This window comes from Ectothiorhodospira lacustris (assembly GCF_022227785.1).
In the GTDB taxonomy this organism is placed as follows: domain Bacteria; phylum Pseudomonadota; class Gammaproteobacteria; order Ectothiorhodospirales; family Ectothiorhodospiraceae; genus Ectothiorhodospira; species Ectothiorhodospira lacustris.
In genome coordinates, this window is record NZ_JAJNQM010000023.1 from 14,092 (window position 1) to 40,109 (window position 26,018).

The window sequence follows — 26,018 nt, forward strand, 5'->3', positions numbered from 1 at the left end:
GGGTTCACCCCCTGGGGTGATGGGCGGCATGCAGGTCCTTGAGCCGCTCCGTTGCCACATGGGTATAGATCTGGGTGGTGGAGAGACTGGAGTGGCCCAGCAACATCTGCACCACCCGCAGGTCAGCCCCATGATTCAGCAGGTGGGTGGCAAAGGCATGGCGCAGCGTATGGGGTGACAGATGCTTGTCAATCCCCGCGTTTTGCGCATGACGCTTGATCAGATACCAGAACGCCTGACGGGTCATGCCCTCACCCCGGCGGGTGACGAACAGGGCCTCCGACTGGCCGTGACCCTGCATGAGTGCCGGCCTGCCCTCAGCCAGATAACGCTCCAGCCAGTCCATGGCCTCCTCTCCCAGGGGGACCAGTCGTTCCTTGCCGCCCTTGCCCAGGGTACGCACCACCCCATGACGACGACTGACCTGTCCCAGGCGCAACCCCACCAACTCCGAGACACGCAGTCCGGTGGCATAGAGCACCTCCAGCATGGCCCGGTCACGCAGGCCGTTGGTGTCTGCCACCTCCGGGGCCGCCAGCAGGGCCTCCACCTCGGCCTCGGTGAGGGTATCGGGCAGCGGGCGCCCCAGCCGTGGGGCATCGATACGGGCCGTGGGATCATCCCGGATCCGGCCAGCCTGGAGCAGAAATCCATAAAAACGGCGCAGGGTGGACAACAGCCGCGCCAGAGTGCGGGGTTTGGCGCCCGCTTCCAGCCGCTGGGCCAGATAGGCCAGCAACCGCCCCCGGTCCGCAGTGACCAGGGATGTGTCTTGCGCCTCCAGATAACGGGCCAGACCGCTCAGGTCGGCCCGGTAGGCCGACAGGGTGTGCTCACTCAGGCCTTCCTGCATCCATAGTGTATCGAGAAACCGGTCAATGACCGGCTGATCCTTGAGTCCCTCCGCCACGAATCAACCCTTGTCCTCGTCCTGTTTCGATACCACCCGGGGCAGACCGTCCCCCATCAGGCCCTTGAAGGCGCTCATCAGGTCCATCGGGAAGGGAAAGATGACGGTAGAAGCATTCTTGTTGCTCATGTCACCCATGGTCTGCAGATAACGCAACTGCAGGGCATGGGGGCTTTTGGCAAGGATGTCCGAGGCCTCGGTCAACTTCACCGCCGCCTGCAACTCCCCTTCGGCATGGATCACCTTGGCCCGCCGCTCACGCTCGGCCTCCGCCTGCCGGGCAATGGCGCGGATCATGGTCTCGTTGAGATCCACGTGCTTGATCTCCACGTTAGCCACCTTGATGCCCCAGGCGTCGGTCTGGCTGTCCAGGATACTCTGAATGTCGTCGTTGAGCTTGTCCCGTTCCGAGAGCATTTCATCCAGGTCGTGCTTGCCCAGCACGGAGCGCAGGGTGGTCTGAGCCAGCTGGCTGGTGGCGTTGTTATAGTCCTCCACCTGAATGATGGCCTTGGCCGGGTCCACCACCCGGAAATAGAGCACCGCGTTCACCCGCACGGTGACGTTGTCCTGGGAGATCACGTCTTGGCTGGGCACATCCAGGGTGATGACCCGCAGGTCCACCCGCACCATCTGTTGGATGCCGGGGATGACGATGATCAGACCCGGTCCCTTGACCAGCTGGAATCGCCCCAGAAAGAAGATGACGCCCCGTTCGTACTCCGGGAGAATCCGGATGGACATCACCAAAAAGCCGAGAATCAGGCCCAAAGGGACCAATAGTGCTGTGATCATGGCGTGGACACTCCTGTCGTGATGGTCTTGTCGGAGACGGGCTCGACGGTCAGCGTCAACCCATCGATGGCCTTGACATGGACGGTATCTCCCTTGGCCAGAGGGACATCGCAGCGGGCCAGCCATGATTCGCTATGGACCCATACGCGCCCGCTGCCGCCGGAGAAACGCTTCATGACGGTGCCGGTGGCGCCGACGAGTTCTTCCCGTCCGGTGGTGACCTGTCGCTTGCGGATGCCCACCAGCTTGCCCAGCACCCACATCAGGAAGATGGCGGAGACCAGGGCGGTGCCGCCCACCAGGGGCAGGGAGATGTGCAGGTTGGCCTCGTCCACCAGGATGATGGAACCCACCACGAAGGCGGCGATGCCGCCGAAGCCCAGAATGCCGAAGCTGGGCAGGAAGGCCTCCGCGATCATGAAGACGATGCCCAGGAAGATCAGGGCCAGACCGGCGTAATTGATGGGCAGGACCTGGAAGGCGTACAGGGCCAGTACCAGGCAGATGGCCCCCACCACCCCGGGGAAGATGTTGCCGGGATTGGCCAACTCGAAGATGATGCCGTAGATGCCCACCAGCATGAGGATGTAGGCGATGTTGGGATTGGTAATCACCGCCAGCAGGCGGGTGCGCCAGTCGGGTTCCAGCTCCACCAGTTGAAGGTTCTCGGTGTTGAGTTCACGTTCGCCCACCTCCAGCTTCACCACCCGGCCATGGATCCGGCCGAGCAGATCCTCCAGGCTTTCGGCCACTACGTCGATGACGTTCTTTTCCAGGGCATCGCTGGCGGTCAGGCTCACCGCCTCACGCACGGCCTCCTCCGCCCAGTCCGCATTACGCCCTCTCAACTCCGCCAGTCCGCGGATGTAGGCCACGGCATCCTCCAGTACCTTGCGTTCCATGGCCGTGGTGCCTCGGCGCGGCAGTGGCCTGGCCTCTTCTTCGACATCGGCTTCTGCGGCAGCCGATCCTCCTCCCTCATCTGCGGTCCCATTGCCCGCCGCCACATCCAGGCGCCGTTCGGAGTCGCCCCCCGGCCGGTCCTGGGGTTCGTCGGGCATGCCCGGCATCCCGCCCACCTGCACCGGCGTGGCCGAACCCAGGTTGGTGGCGGGGGCCATGGCGGCAATATGGCTGGCATAGAGCAGATAGGTCCCCGCGCTGGCCGCCCTGGCGCCGGAAGGCGACACATACGTGACCACGGGAACGGGCGAGGACAGGATACCCTTGATCATGTCGCGCATGGCGGTATCCAGGCCGCCGGGGGTGTCCATGCGGACCACCACCACCTCGGCATTGCGCTCCCGCGCCTTCTCCAGCCCCCGCACGAAATAATCGCTGGTGGCGGGTCCGATGGCGCCTTCCACGTTCAGGATCAGGGCAATCCTTCCCTCCCGGGCCTGGCTCACGAAGGCCAGCCCGCCCCCCAGGCACAGCAGCAGGAACCATAGCATCAGCCGGGCAGGAAATGATCGGGACGAATGGAAGGATCGGATCATGCGTATCACGACGAATGGACCTCGTACAGTGCGGCCAGGTCACGTTCCAGCAGAGACTTGTCACCCAGATTGAGCTCTACCAGACGTTTGAGATGCTGGGCACTCTCCAGTTCCATCTGGGTGATCCGAAGCCCCAGATCCCGACCGTCGATACGCTGCAGCTGCACCATGAGCAGGATGTCCAGGTCTTCGGCCAAGGGCACCCGCAGGTAGGCGTATTCGCCCAGCCGACGTTGCGGCATGGACCGGGAAGTTCGCACCAGTACCCCCTGCAGGGAGAGATCCACCAACTCCACCGGGGTCTCGTCGGGAGACTCCAGGGTCATGTAGGCCACACCCTTGAAGCTGACCCGATGAAAATGCCGCCGTTCCTGACTGTGTTCTTCGCTCATGGGGTCCTCGTCGCATGCTCGTGGCAGGGGATCCGGTCATCCACCGATCTCCCACGAGTATAAGACCGCGACGGGTGCTTTGCTGAAAAGCCCACGGCCGGGGCTATAATGCCCGCCCATCCCGTGGCTTCATCAGTCCCACAGACACGCACCGACGCAGCCGGAACTTGCCATGACCGACCCCCAGACGCCCGCCCCCCTTCCGCCCATCGGCATCCTGCGCCGCCTGGTCTGCATCCTCTATGAGAGCATGTTGCTCCTGGCCGTGCTCATGCTGGCCGCGCTGGGGATCACCCTGCTCACCGGCATCACCGAGGAAAGCCCCCTCTTTCCGTTGTTTACCCTGTTGATCCTGTGCGTGGCTTTTTTGTATTTCGGCGGGTTCTGGACTCGGGGCGGCGTCTCCCTGGCCATGCAGACCTGGCGCATCCAGCTGGTGGGCAGGCGGGGGCAGACCGTCACCTGGATGCATGCCATGCGCCGTTTCCTGACGGCCCTGCTGCAGTGGGTGGTGATACTGGCCGGCATCCAGGCCTGGCGCACCGGCCTGTGGCCCGTGGCGCTGGGGGTGCTGGCGGTGGTAGGCGGCGGGCTGATCTGGAGCTGGCGCCACCCCCAGAAACTCATGCTGCATGACCTGCTGTCGGACACCCGTCTGGTGCGCCTGCCGGATCACAAGAAAAAAGGGGTTTGAACAGCCGATGACTCCCGGGCCTAGCGCACCCGGCGCAAGGCCCACAGGGCCACCAACAGAAACACCGTCAGCGGCAGCGCGGCGCTGAGAAAGGGGGGGATCCCGTACACCAGCCCCATGTGGTTCAGGGTGCGGTTGAGCAGGTGGAACCCTACCCCGATCAGGATGCCGATGAACAACCGCTGCCCCGCCCCACCGGTGCGCAGGGAACCGAATATGAAGGGTATCGCCAGCAGCAGCATCACCAGACTGGACAACGGAGTGGTGAAGCGGGTCCAGAAGGCCAGCTCGTAGGGGGCCGACTCCAGGTTGTTCTCCCGCAGATAGGTGATGTAGCGGGCCAGTGACCAGGCAGACATCTGCCGGGGTTCCACCACGATGACGTCAAACAGCTCAGGGGCCAGCAGCCGCTCCCATCGTTCCATGTCCACCCGTTCCGCCCGTATCCCCGTGGACGAGATGTGACTGCGCACCACGTCTTCCATGATCCAGACACCCTCCCGGTAACGGGCCTGACCGGCCTGGACCGACTCCACCAGGCGCCCGGTATCGTCGAACCGGTAGATGCGCAGATCCTGCAGCCGCAGCCCCGGCATGATGGTGCGGACATTCAGGAACCGATCCCCGTCCCTGGCCCACAGACCGCCACTGCCCACATGGACCTGATCGGAATGGGAGAAGGTGCGCAGACTCTGGGCCTGACGCTCTGCGGCCGGCGCCACCACCTCCCCCAGCAGCACCGCCACCACCATCATGACCAGCCCGGCCTGCAGCACGGCGTTGACGATGCGGGAAACGGACAACCCGGCCGCCCGCATGGCGGTGAGTTCGCTGTTCTCGGCGGCGGTACCCAGACTAAGCAGAGTGCCCAGCAGCACTGCGGTGGGAAACAGCTCATAGAGCCGACGGGGAATGGTGAGGGCCGTGTAGGTCACGGCCTGGATCCAGCCGTAGGCCCCCTGCCCCACGTCATCCAGCTCACCGATGAAGGTGAAGGCCACATCCAGTGCGGTCAGCACCAGCAGGGCCAGCAGGGTGCCGCCGATCACCTGGCGAGCGATGTACAGGCGCAGGATCATCATGCCGGCAGCTCCTTGCGACGCCAGGCCATCATCAACCAGCGCAGGCCATAGCGATGCACCAGCAGATGGATCAGCAGGACCACCACCAGGGCATGCACCCACCACATACCCAGCCAGGCCGGAGAGACACCATCCGCATACCAGGACTGAGCCATGATCTGCAGCTGGGCATAGACCACGTAGACGGCCACGCCCAGGGCCAGCTTGGCAAATCGGCCCTGTCGAGGCGAGGTATAGGACAACGGCAACGCCACCAGGGCCAGCAACAGCATGGAGATGGGGGCCGCCAGCCGCCATTGCAGCTCGGCCCGGTAGTCCAGCCGCTCCGATCCCAGCAGGGTCAGGGTGGGCACGTTGTCAGTACGACTGCGCACCGATACGGCATCGGGTTCCGGCATCCTCACCCCATGGGTCTTGAATTCGATGATGCGAAAATCCAGGTCCCCCGGACTGCCCTCGTAGCGGAAACCATCCCGCAGGACGAAAAAACGCTGGCCGGATACCGGGTCCACCTGCTGGGTGGCCGTGCGCGCCACCACCACCTCGGTCTGGTCTCCCATGCGGCGCTGAATGAAGACGTTGTTCATGGTGCGGCGCTCATCAGAGAAGGATTCCACGAACAGCACCACGCCGCCGAACCCGGCCCGGGTGAACCGTCCCGGCGTGACCCCCATGAGATCGGAACGCTGGCTCGCCTCGGCACGGATCTGGTCCACCATAAGGGAGGTCTGGGGTGAGACGAACAGGGACATCAGGGCCAGGATCAGGGTCAGCGGCAGGGCCAGGATGAGGATGGTGCGGTACAGGCGGCCATACCCCACGCCGGCGGCCATCAGGGCCGCCATCTCGCTGTCCTTGTAGAGTCTGCCCAGGGAAAGCATCAGCGCCAGGAACAGGGAGACGGGCAACAGCAGGATCAGGCCGTTGAACGTGCCCAGGACCAGGATGGGCGGCAGCACATCACCGGGGATGCGGCCTTCGGCCGCTTCCCGCAGCAGCCGGGCCAGGACACCGCCCATGATGATCAGCAGCAACACCAGGGTCACGGCGAGCTGGGTGAACAGCATCTCCCGGACCAGATAGCGGTCAAGCACCTTCAGGCGCATGCCGCCGCGGCCCCGACGCCCTGGGCGCCTGTTGGTGAAGAGAACGGATTTTCCATAGAATGGACAAACTCTTGTCAGTCGTGGGCGGGCTGATGGGCACGACCCCTGCCCTCCCCCATACTCCCCAGCATCCCCCGAGGAACGGCATGGAATTCACAGTCGAAAGTACCCACCCCGCAGAACAGCGCAGCGCCTGCCTCGTTGCAGGGGTGTTCGAGCGCCGTAAGCTCTCCGCCGCCGCCAAAGCCCTGGACGAGGCCACCGGCGGCGCCATCAGCACCCTCGTCAAGCGGGGTGACATGGACGGCGAGCGTGGGCAGTGCCTGTGGCTGCATCACGTCCCCAACGATATCGCGGACCGGATCCTGCTGGTCGGCTGCGGTAAGGAACGGGAGTTCGGTGAAGCCGCCTTCCGCCAGGTCACCGCCGCCATGGTGGGCGCCCTCCGGCACAGCGGCGCCGACAGGGTGCACAATTATCTCACGGATCTGCCGGTGAAGGGACATGACCTGGAATGGAAGCTGGTGCAGAGCGTGCTGGTGGTAGAAGACGGCCTCTACCGCTTCGACGAATTCAAGAGCAGCAAGAAATCCGGCCATGGCGCCCTCAAGCGCATGGTCCTCAACGTAGCCGATGCCAAGGATCTGGAAACCGGCGCCCAGGCCATGGCCCGCGCCTCTGCCACCGCCTTGGGCATGGCCCTGACCCGGGACCTGGCCAACCGCCCCGGCAACGTCTGCACCCCCACTCACCTGGCGGAACAGGCCCGGCAACTCAAGAAGGCCTATAAAGACCTGAAACTGGAAGTACTGGACGAGGAAGAGATGGAAAAGCTGGGCATGGGTGCCCTGCTGGCGGTCTCCCGCGGCTCCGAACAGCCGGCCAAACTCATCGTCATGGACTACCGGGGCGGTAAAAAGGGCGACAAGCCCGTGGTCCTGGTGGGCAAGGGCATCACCTTCGACACCGGCGGCATCTCCATCAAGCCCGGCGAGGCCATGGACGAGATGAAGTTCGACATGGGCGGCGCGGCGGCGGTCATGGGTACCATGAAGGCCGTGGCCGAACTCAAACTGCCCATGAACATCATCGGTGTCATCGCCGCCGCCGAGAACATGCCCGACGGCAAGGCCATCAAGCCCGGCGACATCGTCACCACCCTCTCGGGGCAGACGGTGGAGATCCTCAACACCGACGCCGAGGGCCGGCTGGTGCTGTGTGACGCCCTGACGTATGTGGAACGCTTCGATCCGGAAGTGGTGGTGGACATGGCCACGCTCACCGGCGCCTGCATCATCGCCCTGGGCCATCAGGCCTCGGCGGTACTGGGCAATCACGGCCCGCTCATCAACGAGTTGCTGGCCGCGGGCAAGCACAGCGGCGACCGGGTCTGGGAGATGCCCCTGTGGGATGAATACCAGGAACAGCTCAAGAGCAATTTCGCCGACATGGCCAATATCGGCGGTCGTCCCGCAGGCACCATCACCGCAGCCTGTTTCCTGTCCCGGTTCACCAAGAAGTACAAGTGGGCCCACCTGGACATCGCGGGGGTGGCCTGGAAGAGCGGCAAGGAAAAGGGTTCCACCGGGCGTCCGGTGCCGTTGCTGATGCAGTTTCTGGCCGACCGGGTGAAGGACTAGACGGCATCCTGCTCCTCCGGGGAACCCCTTCCCTCACCCCACAACCCCTCTCCCAAGGGGAGAGGGGCTTTTACCAGCCTTCTTCCCTTGGGATGGGGCTTTTACCACCCTTCTCCTCTTAGGGGAGAAGGGCCGGGGATGAGGGGAAAACCGGCCACCGGACAACGAATGCGGCACACCATGACCCGAGTCGATTTTTACACCATCAAGAGCGACCAGCCCCAGGCCCGTCTGACCACCGCCTGCCGGCTGATCCACAAGGCCTTCGGACTGGGGCACCGGGTGCATGTGCATACCGGCGCCCCCGGCTTGTCACGACAACTGGATGAACTGCTGTGGACCTTCCGGGACGATGCCTTCATCCCCCACGAGATCAACCCCCAGGACACCGACATGCCGGTAAGCATCGGCCATGACCGGGTCCCGCCCACGGCGCGGGATCTGCTGCTGAACCTGGCCGAGACCGTGCCCCAGGGTTATGAAGGCTTTGCCCGGGTGGCGGAGATCGTCAACGAGGATCCCGTGGTGAAACAGGCCGGGCGCGACCGCTTCCGCTACTACCGGGAACACGGCTGCGACCTGCACCACCACCCGCTGGGATGACCACTCCCACCGAAAAGCATCATATAATCCGCCACTTCCGCCCGCACCCAGACACAGGCACCATGGACAAGACTTACGACCCCCACGCCATCGAGCAAGCCATCTACCAGGAATGGGAGGGCCGCGGCTGGTTCGCTCCCGCGGGTGAGGGCACGCCCTACTGCATCATGCTGCCGCCACCCAACGTCACCGGCACCCTGCACATGGGCCACGCCTTCCAGGACACCCTGATGGACACCCTCATCCGCTACCACCGGATGCGGGGCGACAACACCCTCTGGCAGGGGGGCACCGACCATGCGGGCATCGCCACCCAGATGGTGGTGGAACGCCGGCTGGCCCGGGACGGCCAGTCCCGTCACGACCTGGGCCGGGAGGCCTTCCTGGACAAGGTATGGGAATGGCGGGACCACTCCGGCAACCAGATCCAGCAACAGCTGCGTCGCCTGGGCACCTCCATCGACTGGCACCGGGAGCGCTTCACCATGGATGCCGGCCTGTCCCGGGCGGTGACCGAGGTCTTCGTGCGCCTGTACGAGGAAGGCCTGATCTATCGCGGCAAGCGCCTGGTGAACTGGGACCCGGTACTGCACACCGCCGTCTCCGACCTGGAAGTGATCTCCGAGGAGGAACAGGGCAAGCTCTGGCACCTGCGCTACCCCCTGAGCGACGGTTCCGGTCATCTGGTGGTGGCCACCACCCGCCCGGAAACCATGCTGGGGGATACCGCCGTGGCGGTGAATCCGGAGGATGAGCGCTATCGCCACCTCATCGGCAAGACCGTGATCCTGCCCCTCACCGGCCGCGAGATCCCCGTGATCGCCGACGACTACGTGGACCCGGAATTCGGTTCCGGCTGCGTGAAGATCACCCCCGCCCACGATTTCAACGACTACGCCGTGGGCAGCCGGCACGATCTGCCCATGATCAACATCTTCACCGTGGATGCCCGCATCAACGATGCCGCGCCCGAAGCCTACCGCGACCTGGACCGCTTCGACGCCCGTCGGCAGATCATCGCCGACCTGGAGGCCCAGGGCCTGCTGGAGCGCATCGACGACCACAAGCTCATGGTGCCCCGGGGTGACCGCAGCGGCGCCGTCATCGAGCCCTTCCTCACCGACCAGTGGTACGTGAAGGCCGCGCCCCTGGCCGAGCCCGCCATCCAGGCGGTGGAAGACGGCCGCATCCGCTTCGTGCCCGAGAACTGGAGCAAGACCTATTTCGAATGGATGCGCAACATCGAGGACTGGTGCATCTCCCGCCAGATCTGGTGGGGCCACCGCATCCCCGCCTGGTACGACGAGGCCGGCAACATCTACGTGGGCGAGGACGAGACCGCAGTACGCCGCAAGCACCAACTGGGGGATGAGGTGCGCCTGACCCAGGACCCGGACGTGCTGGACACCTGGTTCAGCTCCGCCCTGTGGCCCTTCTCCACCCTGGGCTGGCCGGAGCAGACCTCGGAACTCAAGACCTTCTACCCCACCGCGGTACTGGTCACCGGCTTTGACATCATCTTCTTCTGGGTGGCCCGCATGATCATGATGGGCCTCAAGTTCATGGATGATGTGCCCTTCCGGGAGGTCTATGTCACCGGCCTGATCCGCGATGCGGAGGGCCAGAAGATGTCCAAGTCCAAGGGCAACGTGCTCGACCCCATCGACCTCATCGACGGCATCAGCCTGGAAGACCTGCTGGCCAAGCGCACCACCGGGCTGATGCAACCGCAGATGGAAAAGCGCATCGCTCAGGCCACCCGCAAGCAGTTCCCCGACGGCATCCCCGCTTTCGGCACCGACGCCCTGCGCTTTACCCTGGCGGCCCTGGCCTCCAGCGGCCGGGACATCAAGTTCGACCTGGGCCGCATCGAAGGCTACCGCAACTTCTGCAACAAGCTGTGGAACGCAGCCCGCTACGTGCTCATGAACACCGAGGGCCAGGACACGGGCCTCGGCGGCGGAGCGGTAGAACTGTCCCTGGCGGATCGCTGGATCACCTCCCGCCTGCAGGACACCATCGCCGAGACCCACCGCCAGCTGGGGGCATATCGCTTCGACCTGGCGGCCAAGGCCCTGTACGAGTTCACCTGGTACGACTACTGTGACTGGTATCTGGAGTTGTGCAAACCGGTACTCACCGGCGAAGACAGCAGCGAGGCCGCCCGCCGCGGCACCCGCCGCACCTTGGTGCAGGTGCTGGAGACCCTGCTGCGCCTGATGCACCCGGTGATGCCCTTCATTACTGAAGCCATCTGGCGCCAGATGGCCCCGCTGGCCGGCGTGACCGGCGACACCCTCATGCACCGCCCCTACCCGTTGGTAGACGAGGCCCTGAAAGATGCCGACGCAGAGCAGGAGATCGAGTGGGTGAAGACCTTCATCCTAGGCATGCGCCGCATCCGCGCCGAAATGGACATCTCCCCCGGCAAGCCCCTGCCCGTGCTGCTGGACAACTGGAAGCCGGAAGATCAGGCCCGCTTCGCCGCCAACCAGGGCTTCATCCGGTTCCTGGCCAGACCCGAGTCGGTGCAGTGGCTGGAAGGCACCGAGGCCCCGGAATCTGCCATGACCCTGGTGGGCGAGATGCGCCTTTTGATCCCCCTGGCGGGTCTGATCGACAAGGACGCGGAAATCGCCCGTCTGGAAAAGGAAATCGCCAAGGTGCAGAAGAACCTGGCCCAGTGCGAGGGCAAGCTCGCCAACGCGGGCTTCGTGGAGCGTGCCCCGGCCGAAGTCGTGGCCAAGGAGCGGGAGCGGGTGGCCGAAATGGGAACGACCCTGCGGGAGCTGGAAGCCCAGCTGGAGAAGATCCGACGGCTGTGAGGCCGCGCACTGGGTCAAAGCCCCTCTCCCGCTGGCGGGAGAGGGGTTGGGGTGAGGGCCTCAAAAAGCCCCCAACCTGTCACATTCCCTACAATCCCCCGCACATCCTGCGCCCTGCTCCGGCAATTCCAGAAGATTAACAAACACTTACAAACTCAAAAAACTGGCTCGACATTTGCATAATATTCAGAAAAACCGAATCAAGGAGCCCGTTCGTGACCCGTCCCAATCTCCACCCCGACGCCGCCAACGCCCGCTACATCAGCTTCAAGGACCTGGACTGTGACGGCAACGCCCGCATGGTCATGAGCCTGATCGAGGAGTACACCGCCGATCCGGCCCAGCAGTCCCCCTTCTGGGATTATTTCCTGGGCAAGCGCAATCCCAAGTCCGGACCCAAGCCGGATGATCTGTTTCTCATCCATGCCAACATCAATCAGATCCGGGAATTGTTCGAGGAATGCGGTGATGAGGACACCCAGGCCCTGCTCACCTGGGTGGAGGAGGCCTGCTGCTGAAGCAGCGCTTAGACCGCCACGCCCAAGTCACGCAGATAATCATCGTAGCTGCCGTTGAAATCGGTCACGCCGTTTTCGTTCAGCTCGATGATGCGTGTCGCCAGACTGGAGACGAACTCACGGTCATGGCTGACGAAAATCAGCGTGCCGGGGTAGTTCTCCAGGGCCAGGTTCAGCGCCTCGATCGATTCCATGTCCAGGTGGTTGGTCGGTTCGTCCATGATCATCACGTTGGGTTTTTGCAGGATCAGCTTGCCGAACAGCATGCGGCCCTGCTCGCCACCGGAAATCACCTTGACCGATTTGAGGATGTCATCGTTGGAGAACAGCATGCGGCCCAGGGTGCCGCGCACCAATTGGTCGCCACCGAGGGTCCATTGCGCCATCCAGTCGATCAGGGTCTCGTCGTTCTTGAAGTCATCGGCGTGTTCCTGGGCAAAATAGCCCAGATCAGCGCTTTCGGCCCATTTGACCGTGCCGGTCATCGGCGGCAGTTCATTCACCAGGGTGCGTAGCAGCGTCGTCTTGCCGATGCCGTTGGGGCCAATGATCGCAACGCGCTCACCGGCCTCAATGTGCAGACTCAGGTTCTTGAACAGCGGCTCGCCGTCGAACCCCTGGCTGACCTTGTCGAGGATCACGGCTTGGCGATGCAACTTCTTGTACTGATCGAAGCGGATGAACGGGCTGACCCGACTTGAGGGCTTGACCTCATCCAGCTGGATCTTCTCGATCTGCCGGGCGCGGCTGGTGGCCTGCTTGGATTTGGAGGCGTTGGCCGAAAAGCGGCTGACGAAGGTCTGCAACTCGGCAATCTGGGCCTTTTTCTTCGCGTTGTCGGACAGCAGGCGCTCGCGGGCCTGGGTGGCGGCCGTCATGTATTCATCGTAGTTGCCGGGGAACAGGCGCAGTTCACAAAAATCCAGATCCGCCATGTGCGTGCAGACGCTGTTGAGAAAGTGGCGGTCGTGGGAAATGATGATCATGGTGCTGTTACGCGAGGTCAGGATGCCTTCCAGCCAGCGGATGGTGTTGATGTCCAGGTGGTTGGTGGGCTCGTCCAGCAGCAGCACTTCCGGATCGGAAAACAGCGCCTGGGCCAGCAGGACGCGCAGCTTCCAGCCGGGTGCGATCTCGCTCATGGGCCCGTTGTGTTGCGCCAGCGGAATCCCCAGGCCGAGCAGCAGCTCGCCGGCACGGGCTTCGGCGGTATAGCCGTCCATCTCGGCAAATTCGGTCTCCAGTTCGGCCACCTTCATGCCGTCTTCCTCGCTCATCTCCGCCAGGGAATAGATGCGGTCGCGCTCGGCACGCGTCTTCCACAGCGCCTCGTGACCCATGATCACGGTGTCCAGCACGCTGTGCTTCTCATAGGCGAACTGGTCCTGGCGCAGCTTGCCCAGGCGCACATTGGGCTCGAGCATCACCTGGCCGCTGGAAGGCTCGAGATCGCCCCCCAGGATCTTCATGAAGGTGGACTTGCCCGAGCCGTTGGCGCCGATCAGGCCGTAGCGGTTACCCCCGCCGAACTTGACGGATACGTTTTCGAAGAGGGGCTTGGCCCCGAACTGCATGGTGATATTGGCGGTGGAGATCAAAAGAATGTCCTGCGGGAAAAGGATGGTGTCGTCGCCGAACGGCGATGAGGGCCCGAAAACCGGACCGAGCATGGTACGGGCTCCGGCCCGTTATTGACAGGGTGCAAGCGACCGACTTTCAGATGAAGCAGTGCCGACCCCGCGCGGGTCGGCGGCGGCCTCAAAACGACCGTCCGGCTCGACGATGACTACCTGAAGATTGCCCCAGGGTCGGGAACGGGCCTCCAGTGCGTGTCCCTTGGCCTGCAGGGAGGTCTTCAGGTCATCATCCAGGGCATCGGGCTCATGCTCGATATGATCCGGCAGGTACTGGTGATGGAAGCGAGGTAACGACGCCAGTCGTTCCGCATCCGCCCCCTTGTGAAACTCCAGCGCCGCGAGCATCACCATGGTGATGATGCGGCTGCCGCCGGGTGTGCCCAGGGCGGCAATACGCCCGTCCATCTCCAGGAAGGTGGGTGACATGCTCGACAGCATGCGCTTGCCCGGCTCGATGCGGTTGGCCATGGACTGCATCAGGCCATAGGCATTGGGTGCCCCCGGCGCGGCCGTGAAGTCATCCATGTGGTTGTTGAGCACCACACCGGTGCCGGCGGGCATGAAGCCGGAGCCGAAGGGGTAGTTGAGGGACAAAGTGGCCGACACCCGGTTACCCCGGGCATCGATGATGGAAAAATGCGTGGTGTCCTCGCCACCCGGGACATCCGTTACCCCCGGCAATTGATCACTGGGCCGGGCACGGCGCGGGTGGATGGTGGCGGCCAGACCGGCGGCGTAATGCGGATCGGTCAGACGCTCCACGGGCACCGGCACAAAGTCCGTGTCGCCCAGGTAGCGGGCGCGGTCATGATAGGCCAGGCGCATGGCCTCCACCTGATGATGCACGCGGGCAGCGTCATCCCCGGCATCCGGATCCACATGGGCCAACACCTGCAGTGCCTGGGCCAGGGCGATGCCACCGGAGGAAGGCGGCGGCGCCGACACCACCCGCATGCCCCGGTAGCCGAAGGTCACCGGTTCGCGCTCCACCACCTGATAGCTCGACAGGTCCTCTTCGGTCCAGATCCCCCCGGCCTCGTCCATGGCCTGGATGAGCCGCTCGGCCACGGGTCCCCTGTAGAATCCGTCACGTCCCGATTCCGCCAGTCGCTCCAGGGTCAGGGCCAGATCCGGCTGACGGATCACGAAGCCTTCTTCCGGGACCTCGCCACCATCCAGAAAGACCGCCGCTGCCTCGGGCCACTCCCGCAGCGTGTCTCGGCGAAAGGATGTCAGCCGATGATAGATCGGGTCCACCGGAAACCCTTCCCGGGCCAGACGGATGGAGGGTTCCAGCAATACCGACAGGGGCAGCGCACCGTATTTCCGCGCGATATGGTCCACGGCATCGGGCGTACCGGGAATGGCGGCCGCCAAGGGGCCGTTCATCACCCGGTCACGGTTCACTTCGCCTTCATCGTCCATGAACATGTCGGAGCGGGCCGCCAACGGCGCCCGCTCCCGGGCATCCACCATGATCTGACGCCCCGTCTCGCCCTCATGCAACAACCAGAAACCGCCCCCGCCCAGACCGGATCCGTAAGGCTCCACCACCGCCAGTACCGCCCCCACGGCCACGGCGGCGTCGAAGGCGTTCCCTCCCCGGGCCAGTATCTCCAGGGCGGCTTCGGTGGCCAGGGGATGGGGGGTGGCAACACCATGGGGAGGTGGATCCGCCGCCAAAGGCCCTGCCATGCACAGGCCCATCAGGAGAATCAGACATCGGATCGAACGAAACATGGGGGGCTCCTCCGGGGTGATTCGGGGGGCTGGCGTCGGTCGGCATAGACAGGATAATCGAATCAACGATGTCGATCAGACGAACGAGCCCCCTACACCCCGTCTTCAAACCGCGCCACCAGAAAATCGATCAGCGCCCGCACCCGGGGCGGCAGCCAGCGTCGGTCGGCATACACGGCATATACGGTCAGTGTCGGCGCTTGCCAGGCATCCAGGCAGGTGACCAGTCGGCCCCGCGCCAGGGCATCGGCAGCCAGGAAGCGAGGCATCAGCACCAAGCCCAATTCGGCCTCGGCGGCGGCCACCAGCATCTCGCCGTTGTCCGACCGCACCGAACCGTGCACCCGGACCACCTGCTCATCCCCGTCGTGGCAAAACCGCCAGTCATGGCCGGCGGGATCGTTGGTGTACACCAGACATTCATGATCCGACAGATCGCGAGGATGGGCGGGGGAGCCCCGTTCCCGCAGATAGCCGGGACCGGCGCACAGCACCAGGTCCACCGTGGCCAGCGGCCGGGCCACCAGGGTGGGATTGAGCTGGGAAGCGACACGGATCGCCAGATCGAACCCATCCTCCACCAGGTTCACGATACGGTCGTTGAAGGTCACATCCAGTGACACCTGGGGATGTTGCCGTTTGAACTCGGCCAGGGCCGGCGCCAGATGACGAATCCCGAAACTGACCGGCGCCGAAAGACGCAGACGGCCCCGCACCGTGTCGGTTTCCAGGGCCAGGTCCTGCTCGGCCTCGTCCACCAGTTGCAGAATGCGCACCGCCCGCGGATAAAAGGCGCTGCCCGCCTCCGTGAGGGACTGGCGGCGGGTGGTGCGCTGCAGAAGCCGGGTACCCAGATGGCGCTCCAGCTTGCTCACATAACGACTGGGCTGCCCTCGGGCCAGGCACAGCCGCTCCGAAGCGGCGCTGAAGCCGTCGCACTCCACCACGGTCACGAAGACCCGCAGGGCGCGTACAAGGTCAAAGTCCGGCAGATTGATGTTTTTCATGCATTGATATTATGCCGATAGCCGGGTTTATCAAGCACAGTAGAAGGGCTTCAATCAAAGCACACATCCCTCTTTCAAGGAGATCACCATGAGCAAGGTCCTGGTCCTGTATTACTCCATGTACGGTCACGTCGAGACCCTGGCCCGGGCCGTTGCCGAAGGGGCGCGCAGCGTGGAAGGCACCGTCGTGGACATCAAGCGTGTGCCGGAGCTGATGAGCGAGGAAGATGCCCGCAAGGCCGGTGCCAGGCTGGATCAGTCGGCCCCCATCGCCCAGCCCGACGAACTGGCGGATTACGACGCCGTGATCTTCGGCACCCCGACCCGCTTCGGCAACATGGCCTCCCAGATGCGCAGCTTCCTGGATCGCACCGGCGGCCTGTGGGTCCAGGGCAAGCTGGTGGGCAAGGTGGGCAGCGTGTTCACGTCCACCGGCACCGGCGGCGGCGGTGAAACCACCATCACCTCCTTCTGGCATACCCTGGCCCATCACGGCATGGTGATCGTCGGCGTCCCCTATGCGATACCGGAAACCACCGACATTTCCGAAGTCCGGGGCGGCAGCCCCTACGGCGCCGCTACCATCGCCGGCAGCGACGGCAGCCGCCAACCCAGTGAGAAGGAACTGACGATTGCGCGGCTGCAGGGTAGCCACGTGGCGCGGATCGCGGGCAAGCTGGGGGGCTGAGAATCATGGGCCGCCGGAGCCGAGCCGGCCGCACCACATGGAATTCATGCGGCCATCCTCCGGCGAGCCATCCCGTCGGCGATTCCCGGAAACATGGGCTCAACTGAGACGCGCATCCCTGCGCGCCTGTCCGAAATGCGCAGTAACCGGCCAGGAGGTCTAGATCGTGACACGCATCCCTGCGCGCTTGTCCGAAATCCTTTCGCGGCCATCCAGAATCCCGCCTTGCTGCCGATACCAGGTCTAGAATCAGGTGAGCGTCGCTGCATTCGCCCCCCCTCTTTTGATTGGTCACCCAGTCCAGGAACGCGCCATGGCCCTCGTGAAAAAGACTCCCGGCACCTCGCCCTCATCCGCCGGCGGTGAGGATGCCCGCACCCATGCCGCCGCGGCCCGCGACGCAGAAGCCCAGCGCAAACGCGCTCGCACCCTGGCGAAGCAACAGCAGGCCGCCGAGCGCATCGCCTCCGCCACCGCCCAGCTGGCCTCCGGCATCAATGAGGCCGCCTCCGCCGCCGAAGAACTCAAACGTGCCTCCGATCAGATCGCTTCCGGCGCCGAGGAGGCCTCCGGTGCCGCCCAGGAATCCCTCACCGCCTTCAAGCAAGTCACGCAGGCCCTGAACCGTCAGCTGGAAAACGCCAACAGCGCCCAAACCAGGGTGGAGACCCTCAAGGAGCTGGTCACGGGGGTCAGCGGCGAGATCGCCGGCTTCATCACCAATGTGGGGGTGAGCGCCCAGCGTCAGGGTGAGTCGGTGAAGATGGTCAGAGAACTGGAGCAACAGGCGGCCAACATCGGTGATATCGTCAAGGCCGTGGCCCGCATCGCCGATCAGACCAACCTGCTGGCCCTCAATGCCGCCATTGAGGCAGCCCGGGCCGGCAAGCACGGCAAGGGTTTTGCCGTGGTCGCCGACGAGGTTCGCACCCTGGCGGAAACCTCGGAGAAGAGCGCCAAGCAGATCCAGGATCTGGTCGCCCAGATACAGAACGACGTCAAGCAGATCTCCGAAGGCATCAACACTTCCGCCGGCAAGGTCGGGCAGGAAGTGGAAAACGGCAAGCAGATCACCCAGCAACTGGACCGAATCCGCGATGACACCGCCTTGATCACCAGCGGCATTCAGGAAATCGCCACCGGCGCACAGCAGTCCGAGACCGCCGCCAGGCAGGCCCTGAAAGGCACTGAAGAGATCGCCACCGCCGCCGAGGAGCAATCCGCCGCCGCCGAAGAATCCGCCAAGACCGTGGCGGAACAGACCCAGGCACTGGGTGAATGCGAGCAGGCAGCCCAGAGCCTGTCCGAACTGGCGGAAGAACTGCGCAGCTCCACCGACATCAGCAAGAGCGCCGAAGAAGTGGCCTCGGCCGCGGAACAGCTGTCGTCGGCGGTACAGGAGATCAACCGGTCCGGAGCGCAGGTCATGGCGGCCCTGGACCAGATCCGCAAGAGTGCCCAGCTGCAGTCCTCCGCCACCGAGGAATCCGCCGCTGCCGTAAACCAGATCGAAAAAGGGCTGGAGGTTGCCCAGCACCGGGCGACGAGCGCGGATGAGAATATCCGCAACATCACACAGCTGCTCAAGTCCAACCAGGACGGCATGGAAAACCTCATCCGAGGCGTTGCGGAATCCGCTGATGCGTCCCGAGAAAGCCTGCGCCAAATCAAGAACCTGGAACTGATCTCACGGCGTATCGACAAGATCGTGGATGCCATCACCACCGTTTCCATCCAGACCAACATGCTGGCGGTCAACGGCTCCATCGAAGCCGCCCGCGCCGGCGAATTCGGCAAGGGTTTCGTGGTGGTGGCCACGGATATCCGCAACCTGGCCCATGACTCGGCGGAGAACGCCGATCGCATCAAGGACCTGGTGAAGGCAGTACAGGATCAGATCGATACCGTCTGGCGAGACCTGGAAGAAAACATCAATACCGCCAATGTCGAGGCCGAGAAGGCCAGGTCCATCACCCAGGGCCTGCAGACGGCAACAACCGACGTGGCCACGGTGCAGAAAAATGCGCTGGAGGTACTCAATGCCGCCACCGAGATTGCCACCGCCATCGGCCAGGTGAAAACCGGTGTCGAACAGATCGCCGCCGCCGCCGAAGAAGCGGAGAAGGCCTCCGCCGAAGCGGCCTCGGCTGCCGGTCAGCAGGCACAGGGCGCCGAGGAACTGGCGGCGGCCATCGAAGAGATTGCCTCTTTGGCCGATGAACTGCAGAGCGCCTGACCTCAGCCACCGTATTGCGGGAGATCGTCATGACCAACGAAACGGTCGCATCATCCCCCCCAGGCGGGGGTGATACTCAGTCACCGGACCCGAAGCACGAATCCGACGTCCGGCAGTTCGTGATCTTCATCTGCGGTAACGAGGTCTTCGGGGTGGACATGGCCCCGGTGCAGGAAATCATCCGCGTCCCTGAGGTGGTGCGGGTGCCGCTGGGCCCAGCCACCCTGGAAGGGCTGGCCAATTTGCGCGGCAAGGTGTTGCCCATCATCAGTCTGCGCCGCCTGTTCGGCCTTGAGGAACGGGACAGCGACGATGCCTCCCGTGCCCTGGTGATCGACCTGGGCCAGCCGCTGGGATTCGTCGTCGACCGGGTCAGCAGCGTGGTGGCGGTGGAACCGGAACAGATCGAGGATATCACCGACCTGAGCACGACGGTGAATACCGAGATGCTGGCAGGCCTGCTCAAGGGCGTGGGCGGCTTTCCCATGGTCATGGTGATGGATTTCGAGCGTCTGATCAGCGCGGAATTTGCCGAGATCGCCCGCATGGCCCGAAACACCGCGGCCCGGGCCCTGGCCCAGGAACAAAACGGCGATGAGGACGATAACGAGGATGCTCTGGACGAACTCCAGCTGGTCAGCTTCGAAGTGGCGGAACAGGAGTACGCCATCCCCATCGAGCATACCCAGGAGATCGTCCAGTTCCCCGAGCATGTGGTGAAGGTGCCCCGCTCCGAGGCCCACGTACTGGGGGTGATGACCCTGCGCAACCGACTGCTGCCTCTGGTCTCGCTGCGCTGCCTGTTCGAACTCCCCGTGCGCACCCCTGATGAGCACAGCCGCATCGTGGTGGTGCGACTGGGTACGGTAACCGTGGGACTGGTCATGGACAGTGTCAACGAAGTGCTGCGGGTGCCACTGGCCGCCGTGGAAGCCATGCCGGCCATGCTCGCCGGCAGCGGTGACATGGGGGAAATCTCCCGGATCTGTCGCCTGGGACAGGATGGCAAACGCTTGGTCTCCATCATCGCCATCGAGCACCTGTTCCGGCACTCTTCCATTCAGGAGGCGGTCAGCACCGTGAAAAACATGCAAGAAGACGATCCGTCCGCGCCGGACGGCCAGGAAGAACAGGACGACGATGAAGAGCAGGTGGTGGTATTCCGTCTCGACAAGGAGGAATTCGGCGTCCCCATCAGCAGCGTGCAGGAGATCGTGCGGGTCCCCGATGAACTCACCCGGGTGCCCAAGGCGCCCACCTTCGTCGAGGGCGTCATCAATCTGCGTGGCTCGGTGCTGCCGGTCATCGACCAGCGGCGCCGGCTGGGCCTGTCCCCCACCCCGCGCAACGACCGTCAGCGCATCATGGTCTTCCTGCTGGACGGCATGCGCACCGGCTTCATCGTCGATTCCGTGGCCGAGGTCCTCAAGATCCCTCGCGCCGCCATCGAACCCGCGCCGCAACTGTCCGTGGAGCAGGCCCGCCTGATCGCCCGGGTGGCCAATCTGGAGCAACACAAACGCCTGATTCAGTTGATCGACCCATCATGCCTGATTGCCCGGGAGCAGCGGGAAGCGCTCGCGACCCTGACGGATCACGAAAACGGCGAAAGCCCATAACAACAACCGGGCCAGGCCACGCCGGCACCGGCTTCACTTCAATGCCAACAGGACCCGGGGCGGACCTTGATCAAGCTGCTGATTGTCGATGACTCCGCGCTGATGCGCCGCCAGCTAAAGGCCATTTTCATGGCGGAAGGGGACTTCCAGGTGGAAGTGGCCCGTCATGGCCAGGAAGCGGTGGAACTCAACCGGAGCTTCCAGCCGGATGTCATCACCCTGGACATCAACATGCCGCAGATGGACGGACTGACCGCCCTGTCCCTGCTCATGGCAGAGCGCCCTGTACCCGTGGTGATGGTTTCCTCGCTCACCGAGAAGGGTGCCATCGCCACCCTGGAGGCCCTCAACCTGGGGGCAGTAGACTACATCCCCAAGCCGGGCGGCACCATTTCCCTGTCCATCACCGAGGTGGAAGCAGAGATCATCGCCAAGGTGCGGGCCGCCGCCGGTGCCCGCCTGCGGAAATCCCGCGGCTTGGCTTCCCGTATCCGCGGCAACCTGAGTGTTACTGCGGCGGCCAGGCCTGCCCGCACCTCACAGCCTCCGCCGATGGGAGAGGAGATCTCCGGTGACGGACTGGTCATCATCGGCGTCTCCACCGGAGGGCCGCGTACCCTGGAAGAGATCCTGCCTCAGTTACCGGCGGACTTCCCCTGGCCGGTTCTGGTGGCCCAGCACATGCCCCCCAGCTTCACTCGCCCCTTCGCGGAACGCATGAATGGCCTGTGCGCCCTGGAAGTCCTGGAACTGCGACGACCGCTGGAACTGGTACCCGGCCAGATCCACATTGGTCGAGGCGGCGCCGATATCCTGGTCACGCGCCGGGCTGGCCGACTCCTGGTCAGTGCCCGCCCGGAGTCACCGGACATGCTCTGGCACCCCTCGGTGGAACTGCTGGGGCGCTCGGTGCTGCAGCACTGTGATCCGCGTCGGGTGATCGGTGTCATGCTCACCGGCATGGGCTACGACGGAGCGGACAGCTTCACCGAACTCAAGCACCGGGGGGCGCGCACCGTGGCCGAATCCGAGCAATCAGCCGTGGTCTTCGGCATGCCGGCGGAACTCATCAAGCGTGGCGGCGCCACCACCGTACTGCCGGTGGAAAAGATTGCCGAACAGATCATCAAGTGGGTAAGGACATGCTGACCCCATCGCGCACCCGGCATCCCTCATGGCACTGAAAAAGGGACAACCCACACCCGCCTGCCACAGTCCCGGGGAGCGCCAGGAGCCCAGGAACCTGGAAACCCTGCTGCAGACCCTGCTGGACGAGGACCCCATGAAACGTCGCTGGGCCGCCCGTGATCTGGCGGAACACCCGGCGGCGGCCGTGGCCCTGGTCACTCAGCTGCAACATGAGACGGATACCACCGTACTGCAGGTGATCGTCACCTCGCTGGGCTGCATGGCCAACGATGTCGCTGTTCGAGGACTGATTGACTGCCTGTACTCAGAACATGCCCTGCGGCGCAATGCCGCCATTGAAGTGCTCAAGGAACTGCCCGAGCCGGTGGCGCCCCACATGGGGCAGCTTCTGCACGATCCTGACCCGGATGTGCGTATTTTTGCCGTGAACGTACTGGAATCCCTGCGCCACCCCAACGTGGAGGAATGGCTGATCGAGGTCATCCTCAAGGACGATCAGGTCAACGTCTGCGCCACCGCCCTGGACCTTCTGGGTGAAGTCGGCAGTCTGCGGGCGCGGGAAGCCCTGCAGACACTCAAGCAGCGTTTTCCCCAGGAGCCCTATATCCGGTTTGCCGCCGATCTGGCCCTCAAGCGCATCGGGGCCGGGTGATGCTCGTGCAGAAACCCTCCGTCATCAGTGATGAGGATTTTCAGAAGTTCCGGGAATTCTTCTATCGAAAAACCGGCATGCTGTTCGAAGACGGCAAGCGCTATTTCGTGGACAAGCGTCTGCTGGAGCGCATGGCCGCCACCGACAACGAGAGCTTTCGCAGTTACTTCACCATGCTGCGCTTCCAGGCCTCGGGTGCCGAACTGCAGGCGCTGATCAATGCCATGACGGTGAACGAAACCTACTTCTTCCGCGAGGAGTATCAGTTCCGCTGTCTGGTGGATTCCATCCTCCGCGAGATCGTTGCCCGGCGCTCGTCCTTCCGCCCCATCCGTATCTGGTCCGTCCCCTCCTCCTCCGGCGAGGAACCCTACGGCATTGCCATCTATCTGCTGGAACACTGGCCATTGCTTGAACAGTGGGATGTGGAGATCATCTCCTCCGATATCGACACCCGGATCCTGGAACAGGCCCGCAACGGACTGTATGCCGCCCGGGCGATCCAGAACATGCCCGGCCCGCTGCTGAAGAAATATTTCCGCCGGGTGGACGGCCATTACCAGATCAGCCAGAGTCTGCGGGAGGCGGTGGAATTCACTCGGGTGAACGTCCACGACACCGCCGACATGCGCAGTCACCGACAGTTTGATGTGATCTTCTGCCGCAACCTGCTGATCTATTTCGACGACCTGTCACGCAAGAAAACCGCCGAGTCCTTCTTTGATGCCCTCAATCCCGGCGGCTTCATCTGCCTGGGGCATTCCGAATCCATGAGCCGTATCTCCTCGCTGTTCCAGATCCGGCGTTTTCCCGAAGCTATCGTGTATCAGAAACCTCTGGAGGCGAGATGAAACGCATTCTCGTCATAGATGACGCGGCCACGGTCAGGCTCTATCACCGTGAAATCCTCGAACAGGCGGGCTTCGCCGTCACCGAGGCCATCAACGGCCTGGAGGCCTTGGAGAAACTGGAAACGGAAGGTCACTTCGATCTCTACCTGGTGGATATCAACATGCCCAAGCTGGACGGCTACGGTTTTCTCAAGGCATTGCGCGAGAAAAACATGCCGCAGGCACCGGCTATCATGATTTCCACCGAATCATCCCCCAGGGACCGTGAAGGTGCCCTGATCGCCGGCGCCAACCTCTACATGATCAAGCCGATCAGACCTGAGCAGCTGCTGCCCCAGGTACGGGGCCTGCTTGGAGAGGGGGATTCGTCATGAATCCGTTGCTGGACCAGTTCATCAGCGAATCAAGAGACGCCATCCAGTCCATCGGCGAACGACTCCTGCAGCTGGAAAACGCGCCGACTGATCATGAGCTCATGGATGAACTGTTCCGGCTGGTACATACCCTCAAAGGCAACAGCGGGCTGTTCGATTTCCCCGAGCTGACCCGGGTGCTGCACGGCGCCGAGGATCTGATGGATGCGGTCAGGGATGGCCGGATCAGCTATTCCCAATCGCTGGCGGATCAGCTGCTTGATGCCATGGACTTTGTCTCCGCCCTGCTGGATGAGATCCTCCGCAACGGCAACGGTGATCTGCCGGCCGAGAGTGAACGCACCGCAGCCGCCTTGGCACTGACCGACGCCCTGAGGCAGCTGATCACGGGCCAGGGCGCACGGATCAACCCCGCAACACCCGCCCCCGAGCCCGCGATGGCATCTGCTCCGGTAACGACCTCGTGTGCCGATGAGCCACCGGCCTCGACGTTCCCCCTGGCGCGGATACCCGAAGCCGCACGCATGGATGCGTACCGCCGGATGGTCCATGGACAACCCTGTTCCTGGGTCAGCTATCGGCCCGACGAAGACTGTTTTTTCAAGGGGGAAGATCCGTTCTATCAGATCACCCAGCTCCCCACCCCCCTCTGGCGCCGGGTGAGTGCGCGGGAACCCTGGTCCGCCCCTGAAACCCTGGATGCCTACCGCTGCCTGCTCCACTTTGAATCCATCATCCCGATGGACCTGCAGACGCTGACGGAGCACTTCCGCTATATCCCCGATCAGGTGGAGCTCAGTCCCCTTTCCCCGGCGATGCTGGTCATGCCCACCGGGGATGCCCATGACGGCATCCCCACGGCGGAATATCTGCAGACCGCCACGGCAAAGTTGCAGTCCGGTGACCATGAAGGCCTGATCCAGGCCAGCCGCCTCCTGCTGGAACTGTCATCACCCGGGCTGCGGGTGGCCTCGGCCCTGCGCTGGCTGCTGCTGGTGCTGGAAACCCGACCGGAGGACGTCCCGCTGCAGCAACAGTTGCTGGACGAGATCCGCCACGGGGCGGGTATCAGCCAAGGCACTGACACCGCCAAGGCTGCCGCCCCACCCTCCCTTGCAGCAAGCGTGCAGGGCATCACCGACCCCATTGCCGGCATCATCGAGACCCAGGCCGAAATCCTCGCCTTAAGCGATGCCCCCCCCTGGCTCCCCGGGCGTCTGCGGGCCGTCGCCGCCAGCCTGCGGGCCGCCTTCACCCACGCAGGACAACTCACGCGCCTTGACGGTCTGGATGAGGCCCTGCAGGCCGCCCTGGACCAGAGCGCATCCGCCCCTCTGGCCCGATGGCTGGCCGCACATGCCCTGCCAGCCAAGGTCGGGACCGATCCCGTACCGGCCGCCCCCCCCACCGCCGCACCCGTGTCCCCTGCCGCAACCCCAGGCACGGGAAACGGTCCCGGTGACACCCGTAAGTTCGGGCGGCGCATGGAAGACGCCCATGCCGGCCCCAGTGCCATCAAAGTGGATCAGGCCAAGATCGACCGCCTGATGAACCTCATCGGCGAAATGATCGTGGCCAAGAATGCCCTGCCCTATCTGGCCGCCCGTGCCGAGGATGTGTTCGGGGTGCGAGAGCTATCCCGGGAGATCAAGGGGCAGTACGGCACCCTCAATCGCATCGCCGATGAAATGCAGGACGCCATCATGCAGGTTCGGCTGCTGCCGGTGTCCTTCGTCTTCCAGCGGTTCCCGAGACTGGTCAGGGATACTGCGCACAAACTGGGCAAGGAAGTACGGTTAGTGCTGGAAGGCGAGGCCACGGAAGCGGACAAGAACGTCATCGAGTCCCTGGCCGACCCCCTGGTCCACATCATCCGCAACAGCCTGGATCACGGTCTGGAACCCCCCGAGGAACGTCGCGCTGCCGGCAAGCCCGCCGCAGGCCGCCTCGCCATCAGCGCCCGCTCCGAATCGGACCGGGTGGTGATCGAGATCACCGACG

Annotated in this window: 22 protein-coding genes; 13 read left to right on the top strand and 9 right to left on the bottom strand. The window is 63.9% G+C overall.

Annotation, left to right across the window (positions count from 1 at the left end; genetic code table 11):
* Positions 1-4: 4 nt before the first annotated feature.
* Genes xerD through LQ952_RS06385 form a run of 4 tightly spaced genes read right to left on the bottom strand, consistent with a single transcriptional unit; the run spans position 5 to position 3,596 of the window.
* Complete coding sequence (gene xerD / locus LQ952_RS06370; protein WP_347402054.1) at positions 5-910, bottom strand: site-specific tyrosine recombinase XerD; 906 nt, start codon at positions 908-910, stop codon at positions 5-7.
* Positions 911-913: 3 nt separating this feature from the next.
* Entirely contained in the window at positions 914-1,705 is a 792-nt protein-coding gene (locus LQ952_RS06375) for a slipin family protein (RefSeq protein WP_238621821.1), read from the bottom strand.
* Positions 1,702-3,204 carry an NfeD family protein gene (locus LQ952_RS06380; protein ID WP_238621822.1) on the bottom strand — a complete coding sequence of 501 codons (1,503 nt, stop codon included), beginning with the start codon at positions 3,202-3,204 and terminating at the stop codon, positions 1,702-1,704. Before LQ952_RS06380 ends, LQ952_RS06375 begins: the two co-directional genes overlap by 4 nt.
* Before the next feature lie 5 nt (positions 3,205-3,209).
* Positions 3,210-3,596: a PilZ domain-containing protein gene (locus LQ952_RS06385; RefSeq protein WP_238621823.1), complete on the bottom strand. Its 387-nt coding sequence runs from the start codon at positions 3,594-3,596 to the stop codon at positions 3,210-3,212.
* 172 nt (positions 3,597-3,768) lie between these two features.
* Between LQ952_RS06385 and LQ952_RS06390 the strand changes: the two genes are divergently transcribed.
* Positions 3,769-4,290 (top strand): RDD family protein, encoded by a 522-nt coding sequence (locus LQ952_RS06390; protein WP_238621824.1) that lies wholly within the window; start codon positions 3,769-3,771, stop codon positions 4,288-4,290.
* Positions 4,291-4,310: 20 nt separating this feature from the next.
* On the opposite strand, the gene lptG is transcribed toward LQ952_RS06390, so the two are convergent.
* Complete coding sequence (gene lptG, locus LQ952_RS06395) at positions 4,311-5,372, bottom strand: LPS export ABC transporter permease LptG (protein WP_238621825.1); 1,062 nt, start codon at positions 5,370-5,372, stop codon at positions 4,311-4,313.
* Positions 5,369-6,478 (bottom strand): LPS export ABC transporter permease LptF, encoded by a 1,110-nt coding sequence (gene lptF / locus LQ952_RS06400; protein ID WP_238621826.1) that lies wholly within the window; start codon positions 6,476-6,478, stop codon positions 5,369-5,371. The genes lptG and lptF overlap by 4 nt, the downstream gene beginning before the upstream one ends.
* Positions 6,479-6,624: 146 nt before the next feature.
* Between lptF and LQ952_RS06405 the strand changes: the two genes are divergently transcribed.
* The 4 genes from LQ952_RS06405 (at position 6,625) to cowN (ending at position 12,064) form a co-directional block, all read left to right on the top strand.
* A complete protein-coding gene (locus tag LQ952_RS06405; RefSeq protein ID WP_238621827.1) occupies positions 6,625-8,118 on the top strand; it encodes a leucyl aminopeptidase in 1,494 nt (497 codons plus the stop codon).
* A 180-nt stretch (positions 8,119-8,298) separates the two neighbouring features.
* Positions 8,299-8,721, top strand: a complete 423-nt coding sequence (locus LQ952_RS06410; RefSeq protein WP_238621828.1) for a DNA polymerase III subunit chi — start codon at positions 8,299-8,301, stop codon at positions 8,719-8,721.
* A gap of 62 nt (positions 8,722-8,783) precedes the next feature.
* Positions 8,784-11,546, top strand: coding sequence for a valine--tRNA ligase (locus LQ952_RS06415; protein ID WP_238621829.1), 2,763 nt, complete (start codon positions 8,784-8,786; stop codon positions 11,544-11,546).
* A gap of 215 nt (positions 11,547-11,761) precedes the next feature.
* Complete coding sequence (gene cowN, locus LQ952_RS06420) at positions 11,762-12,064, top strand: N(2)-fixation sustaining protein CowN (RefSeq protein WP_238621830.1); 303 nt, start codon at positions 11,762-11,764, stop codon at positions 12,062-12,064.
* Positions 12,065-12,072: 8 nt separating this feature from the next.
* Here cowN and LQ952_RS06425 read toward each other — a convergent pair whose 3' ends face one another.
* The 3 genes from LQ952_RS06425 to LQ952_RS06435 form a co-directional block, all read right to left on the bottom strand.
* Positions 12,073-13,734: an ABC-F family ATPase gene (locus LQ952_RS06425; RefSeq protein ID WP_238621831.1), complete on the bottom strand. Its 1,662-nt coding sequence runs from the start codon at positions 13,732-13,734 to the stop codon at positions 12,073-12,075.
* 18 nt (positions 13,735-13,752) lie between these two features.
* Entirely contained in the window at positions 13,753-15,441 is a 1,689-nt protein-coding gene (ggt, locus tag LQ952_RS06430; RefSeq protein WP_238621832.1) for a gamma-glutamyltransferase, read from the bottom strand.
* A gap of 92 nt (positions 15,442-15,533) precedes the next feature.
* Complete coding sequence (locus LQ952_RS06435) at positions 15,534-16,448, bottom strand: LysR family transcriptional regulator (protein WP_238621833.1); 915 nt, start codon at positions 16,446-16,448, stop codon at positions 15,534-15,536.
* Between the two features lie 88 nt (positions 16,449-16,536).
* Between LQ952_RS06435 and wrbA the strand changes: the two genes are divergently transcribed.
* The 8 genes from wrbA to LQ952_RS06475 all read left to right on the top strand — a co-directional run.
* A complete protein-coding gene (gene wrbA, locus LQ952_RS06440; protein ID WP_238621834.1) occupies positions 16,537-17,136 on the top strand; it encodes an NAD(P)H:quinone oxidoreductase in 600 nt (199 codons plus the stop codon).
* 313 nt (positions 17,137-17,449) lie between these two features.
* Entirely contained in the window at positions 17,450-19,372 is a 1,923-nt protein-coding gene (locus tag LQ952_RS06445; RefSeq protein WP_238621835.1) for a methyl-accepting chemotaxis protein, read from the top strand.
* A gap of 29 nt (positions 19,373-19,401) precedes the next feature.
* Complete coding sequence (locus tag LQ952_RS06450) at positions 19,402-20,991, top strand: chemotaxis protein CheW (RefSeq protein ID WP_238621836.1); 1,590 nt, start codon at positions 19,402-19,404, stop codon at positions 20,989-20,991.
* Positions 20,992-21,057: 66 nt separating this feature from the next.
* Entirely contained in the window at positions 21,058-22,140 is a 1,083-nt protein-coding gene (locus LQ952_RS06455; protein ID WP_238621837.1) for a protein-glutamate methylesterase/protein-glutamine glutaminase, read from the top strand.
* Positions 22,141-22,165: 25 nt separating this feature from the next.
* The gene (locus tag LQ952_RS06460; RefSeq protein ID WP_238621838.1) at positions 22,166-22,792 is read left to right on the top strand and encodes a HEAT repeat domain-containing protein; all 627 of its coding nucleotides are present in this window, start codon (positions 22,166-22,168) and stop codon (positions 22,790-22,792) included.
* Positions 22,792-23,643, top strand: coding sequence for a CheR family methyltransferase (locus tag LQ952_RS06465; protein WP_238621839.1), 852 nt, complete (start codon positions 22,792-22,794; stop codon positions 23,641-23,643). The genes LQ952_RS06460 and LQ952_RS06465 overlap by 1 nt, the downstream gene beginning before the upstream one ends.
* The gene (locus LQ952_RS06470) at positions 23,640-24,017 is read left to right on the top strand and encodes a response regulator (protein ID WP_238621840.1); all 378 of its coding nucleotides are present in this window, start codon (positions 23,640-23,642) and stop codon (positions 24,015-24,017) included. The genes LQ952_RS06465 and LQ952_RS06470 overlap by 4 nt, the downstream gene beginning before the upstream one ends.
* A partial coding sequence (locus LQ952_RS06475) for an Hpt domain-containing protein (protein WP_238621841.1) occupies positions 24,014-26,018 on the top strand: 2,005 nt, incomplete at its 3' end. The genes LQ952_RS06470 and LQ952_RS06475, both read left to right, overlap by 4 nt.